The organism is Microcoleus sp. BM001215392 (assembly GCF_036700185.1).
In the GTDB taxonomy this organism is placed as follows: domain Bacteria; phylum Cyanobacteriota; class Cyanobacteriia; order Cyanobacteriales; family Microcoleaceae; genus Microcoleus.
In genome coordinates this window covers 1-5,497 of record NZ_JAUBOJ010000451.1, presented here as the reverse complement: position 1 = coordinate 5,497, position 5,497 = coordinate 1, and the positions used below count along the sequence as shown (strand labels likewise).

At 48.2% G+C, this 5,497-nt stretch carries 5 protein-coding genes; 3 read left to right on the top strand and 2 right to left on the bottom strand.

Features of this window, described 5'->3' with window-relative positions; genetic code table 11:
- Positions 1-192 precede the first annotated feature (192 nt).
- A complete protein-coding gene (locus QT974_RS30450) occupies positions 193-375 on the bottom strand; it encodes an NfeD family protein (protein WP_333472113.1) in 183 nt (60 codons plus the stop codon).
- Positions 376-456: 81 nt separating this feature from the next.
- Positions 457-639 carry an NfeD family protein gene (locus QT974_RS30445; protein WP_333472112.1) on the bottom strand — a complete coding sequence of 61 codons (183 nt, stop codon included), beginning with the start codon at positions 637-639 and terminating at the stop codon, positions 457-459.
- A 214-nt stretch (positions 640-853) separates the two neighbouring features.
- On the opposite strand from QT974_RS30445, the gene QT974_RS30440 reads away from it, so the two are divergent.
- The 3 genes from QT974_RS30440 (at position 854) to rodA (ending at position 5,386) form a co-directional block, all read left to right on the top strand.
- Positions 854-3,274, top strand: coding sequence for a tetratricopeptide repeat protein (locus QT974_RS30440; protein WP_333472111.1), 2,421 nt, complete (start codon positions 854-856; stop codon positions 3,272-3,274).
- Between the two features lie 59 nt (positions 3,275-3,333).
- On the top strand, positions 3,334-3,687 hold the full coding sequence (locus QT974_RS30435; RefSeq protein ID WP_333472110.1) for a VOC family protein: 354 nt from the start codon (positions 3,334-3,336) through the stop codon (positions 3,685-3,687).
- Between the two features lie 439 nt (positions 3,688-4,126).
- Positions 4,127-5,386, top strand: coding sequence for a rod shape-determining protein RodA (rodA, locus tag QT974_RS30430; protein ID WP_333472109.1), 1,260 nt, complete (start codon positions 4,127-4,129; stop codon positions 5,384-5,386).
- Positions 5,387-5,497: the final 111 nt, after the last annotated feature.

The window sequence follows — 5,497 nt, the reverse complement described above, 5'->3', positions numbered from 1 at the left end:
TCGATCGCACTTCGCAGGCCACCAAGTGCTTTGAAAACGGACGCGACCGGATTGTTGAGGCCGAATTTCTTCTTCGACAATCGCTCTTTCTAAATGGCTGAGACTCATAACTTTAGGACTCCTGAGTGCTGATTTGTCGGATTCTTGAGAGGCAAAAACTTGCAGGACTCGATTCGCTGGCTCGATCGGCAGCTAGGCTGCCACAATCAGAGTAATGTTGTCAATTCCGATGACGCGAACCACGTCACCCGGTTGAAAAGTGATCTCTTGCTCGCATTTTGCAGGCCACCAACTGTTTTGGAAGCGCACGCGGCCGGACTCTAGAGGGCGGATTTCTTCATCGACGATCGCTTTTTCGGAATTTTCAAAAGTCATGATTGCTAGCTCCCGATTATAAATTTGGCTGAACTTTGAGATGCGAAAAACTGATGGCTGGGGTCGTTACCCCACCGGCACTTAGGCTGTGACAATCAGGGTAATGTTGTCAATTCCCACCACCCGAACCACGTCGCCCGGCACAAAAGTTATGTCTCGATCGCATTTTGCCGGCCACCAAGTGCTCTGAAAACGCACCCTACCGCATTCTTGAGGGCGGATTACTTCATCGACGATCGCCTTTTCATCATTGTTAATAGACATAGCTGCTTGCTCCTGAATGTAAACTCGACTTGATTGGTGCGGATGTCAGAAGCTTGTCTGTCAACTTCCCCTCCACACTCAACAGTCTCGCCGGCCAACCTCGGCCTTGTCAGTCGGCAAAAGTCCTTATAAGTCGGCTGTTTGAGCCCGTAAGCGAGTCGGAAAAAGTCTGTTAGAGTTGTTTGATATAGGTAACGCTAAACCTGGTGACTCAATGGAAGCGGATCAAGCACTGGATTTTACTAACTCGTTACTTGTGGCTCGAAACCTGAAAACTCTCGACAACCTTGACAGCGCTATCTTTCGCGAAGCTTGGATCGGGGTGCAAGGCAGGACGTACCAACAGGTTGCAGACGGTGAAGGATATGGAGTAGGGACTGTTAAAGATGCTGCCTCTAATTTGTGGAAGCGGCTTTCAGCTTTGTTTGGAGAAGGCGAAAAAGTTAAAAGAGATAACCTGCAAGCGGTAATAGATCGATATTGGCGCAGCTACTCGAAACTAGAACCGCAGTCGGGACAAATTGTTCCGGCTCGAGTTTCTCTGGGGATAGACGCTGAGTTGGAAATCGAAAACCCGAACTTTTTGGGTAGGTGTGGGGCGATCGAGGATCTGAATACTCTGGTAGCCCAAGGCGCTAAAGTTATTGTGATCCAAGCTGCCGGCGGTATGGGCAAAACGACTTTAGCTAGGCAGTACCTCAAATCTCAAGGGTTCGATCGCGTAATTGAACTATTGATGGCAAAAGAGACAGAAAACCTCACAGCCTTAGAAAGTGCGATCGAAGAATGGCTCAAGCAAGACTTTCAAGAAGAACCAGGGCCAGACTTTGGCGTCACGCTCGGGCGGCTGAAGCGGCAGCTTCAGACTCTCAAAGTCGGTGTTTTAATTGACAATTTGGAAGCCGCCCTCGACGGACAAGGTAAGTTTATTGAACCCCACAGGCTGTACGTCGAACTGTTGCGAGTTTTGGCTGACGCGGCGGTGCAGTCGGTAACGCTGATTACCAGTCGCGATCGACTTTGCGATTCTGACGTAACCGTCGAACACTACCTGCTTCCGGGATTGGATGTGGAAACTTGGCAGCAGTATTTTAACGATCGCAATATCAACACAGATGCGATCGCCCTCGGGGAAATGCACAAAGTTTACGGCGGAAATGCCAAAGCCATGGGCATTCTTTGGGGGACAATCCGAGAAGATTTTGACGGAGATATGGCAGCCTACTGGGGTGAAAACAGCGACGATCCGCTGGTGGAAACCGACTTAAAAAATTTAGTTACCAGTCAATTCAACCGCCTGCAAGAACTCGATCCCGAAGCTTATCAACTCCTCTGTCGCTTGGGCTGCTACCGCTATCAAGACGTGCCGACAGTCCCCACTGACGCACTTTTGTGTTTGCTGTGGGACGTGCCCGAAGCCGGACGGCGACAAATCATTAAATCGCTGTTGCACCGATCGCTAGTCGAGTCCCAAAAAGGCGAATACTGGGTGCATCCAGCAATTCGGGAAGAAGCAGTCGATCGGCTCTCGCCCGCCGACTGGGACACCGCCAACCGCAAAGCAGCCGAATTTTGGACTGAAAGCGTAGAGACTATTGAGACTGTAGAAGATGCCCTGAAAGCTTTTGAAGCGTACTATCATTACGTCGCAATTAGCTGTTTCGAGCAGGCCGCTAGCGTCATCCTCAAAAAAATTAATATCCAGTTTGCTAAAGATTACAAGCTCGGACGAGCGCTCTACAAACTAGGTTTCTTGCAGCCAATAATTTCAGCAACTACTCGCATCGTCAACAATGTGACATCTGATTATTATTTGAGCGGTCTATACAGTATTTTAGGCATTTCTTACCGAATATTGGGCGATATTAATCAAGCCATAGAATGTCACCAAATATCCGAAATAAAAGCAAGTAAATGTTTGCAAAGTTTAGCGAAAAGCAGCGAACCGGAAAACGGCAAACAAGCTAATCTAGAATTTTGGAAACTTAACGCAGCGATTAATATAGGTTTTTGTCAAATAGAACTGTGCGAACTCGAATCAGCTCTGGAGATATTTGTCAAGATCAAAAATTCGCGGGAAGAAATCGGGATTATCGGGATTAACAGTTATTCGATCGAGGTCGGCTTAGCTTTTCTCAACTCCTGTGTGGGAGTCAAAAAAGCCGCCAAGGAACTCGCCGAAAAACTGTATGCCGATCGCGAAGAGAGTCAATTGGTGGGTACAGGATATAAGCTAGTTTTTCTAGCCGCCACCTACAAAAACCTGGGAGAGACAGAGAAAGCTTTGAGCTTGTACCGCCAAGCGATCGCCCAAGCCGACGAAAACCAGTACAGCACCGTCAAAGCCAAAGCTCTCAGCGGTATAGCCGCCCTGTACCGAGAACAAGGAGAATTTGACCAAGCACTTTTGCACCACGCAGAAGCAATACAAATACTCGATCTACCCAGCGCTAAATTAGACCGAGCCGAAGCTTGCTATCAACTAGCCCTGACAGAACAAAAACTTGGTAACATCGAGCCAGCCCAAGAAAATTTTGACCGCGCCATTCAACTGTTTAGCGAAATGGACGCCAGCAAACAAGTAGAAAAAGTACAATTAGTAGCCACCAAAAGTCCTGAAAAAATACCTAATTAATCTAGAAACAAATGAAAAAAGATACAATAAACTAAAGCACAACCATAAATTTTGTAAACATGAAACTAAAACGATTGGGACACGTAGCCGTTTGCGTGCAAGACATAGAGAAATCTGCCCAGTTTTACCTCAATTTGGGCATGGAGTTAGTCTGGAAAGATGCAGACTGGGCTTATTTGAAAGCAGGAGAGGACGGACTGGCGCTGTTGAGTCCGACTTACGACCAAGCAGGGCCGCATTTTGGGTTCGTATTTGACGATCGCACCGAAATGGAATCCGCCTACCAACAGCTCAAAGCTGAAGGTGTTTCCGTCACCCAAATTCACGAACACCGCGACGGTACAGCATCTTTTTACGGTAGAGACCCCGATGGTAACGGTTTTGAATACCTTTACGAACCGGGCCGAGGATGATGGTAGGATTTGCGAGGCGATCGGCGATTAAATCTTAGTAAGTTGCTGTGGGGGCGCAACCTACAAATCGGGGCGCCCCGAGCACCCCGCCTGAAGATTGGTGCGTTCAGTTGAGAGTTGACCGCTTGAGGGCTATCTCTACCCTTAAGTCCGAGGATTGAAGCAATGAATAGTCTTATTTTAATTGATCCCGATCGGGCGCGAGGGCTTTCAACCAATTCTTGCTGGTAACAGGCGCCCACAGAGTATGAGTGAGCGCACAGGCGACAGAACACCCGTTGCTGAAGGCCCGGAACCTCAGTATAACTAGGCGAATAAAGTGACATACTGACACCAACACTGCCAAAGTACCGTAGCAAGTCAGAATCCGAAATATATCTACAACTTCCGAAAATCGGCTCGATAATCTAAAATCTAAAATCTAAAATCTAAAATCCTCATGTTTCAAAGAGTACAAGTCAGAAACCGCTGGACATCGATCTTCAAACCCTGGGAAGAAGCTGATCCTTGGTTGTTTGCCGCTTGCATCGGCCTCACCATCTTCGGCGGAATCATGATCCGCAGCGTCGAAATCAACCAGGGCTCGATCGATTGGTGGCGCCACTGGGTAACGGGCGCAGTTGGTGTGTTGCTGGCGATCGTCTTTTCCCGCTGTCGCTACCAAATACTGCTTCAGTGGAAATGGCCGATTTACATATTAATCAATTTGTCGCTGATCGCAGTCCGGTTTATCGGTACTACAGGGCTCGGTGCTCAGCGTTGGATCAATATCGGCGGCTTCTACCTGCAACCGTCAGAATTTGCCAAAGTAGGGATGATTGTCACCTTAGCAGCTCTCCTGCACGACAAGACTGTCCCCACGGTGCGGGATATGTTGAGGATGCTGGCGATTATGGCCGTACCCTGGGGATTGATCTTTGCCGAACCAAATTTAGGTACTTCCCTCGTATTTGGCGCGATCACGATCGGGATGTTTTACTGGGGTAATGTCAATCCCGGCTGGCTGATATTGCTGTTCTCTCCTCTATTCTCAGTTCTCCTCAATAACGTGTCTACACCGATTTGGATAGGCTGGGTAGTTATTGCGGGTATTATCGCTTGGCGAAGCCTACCTTGGCCCTGGTTGGGGACTTTCGCTACTGTGCTGGTGAACGTGGTTTCAGGACACGTCGGGCACGTTTTTTGGGGTGTGCTCAAGGATTATCAAAAAATGCGCTTGACAGGGTTTTTAAACCCCGAGAAAGACCCTTTAGGCAGCGGATATCACTTGATTCAATCTCGGATTGCGATCGGGGCCGGGGAACTCAAAGGCAGGGGTTTGTTTCACGGAACCCAAACTCAGCTTAACTTTATTCCCGAACAGCATACAGACTTTATCTTTTCTGCGATCGGCGAAGAATTGGGTTTTATTGGCTGTATTTGCGTGCTGGTGGTGTTTTGGGTCATTTGTTTCCGCTTGGTGACGATCGCACAAACTGCCAACGACAATTTTGGTTCATTGCTGGCGATCGGCGTACTGTCAATGTTAATTTTTCAGGTATTCGTAAATATCGGGATGAACATCGGCTTAGCACCAGTTACCGGGATTCCGCTACCTTTCCTGAGTTACGGAAATGCGTCGCTGCTGAGTAATTTTCTCGGGCTGGGACTGGTGGAGTCAGTGGCGAACCAGCGACAGCGCAAGAAGCGTTGGAATTAGGGAATTGGTGATTGGTCATTGATAGTTGACGATTGACAGTTGACAGTCGATCGTTAACTAGACTTGAATTGCATAAGTCTTCGATCGATACAGAAACCGCAGATGTCAGAC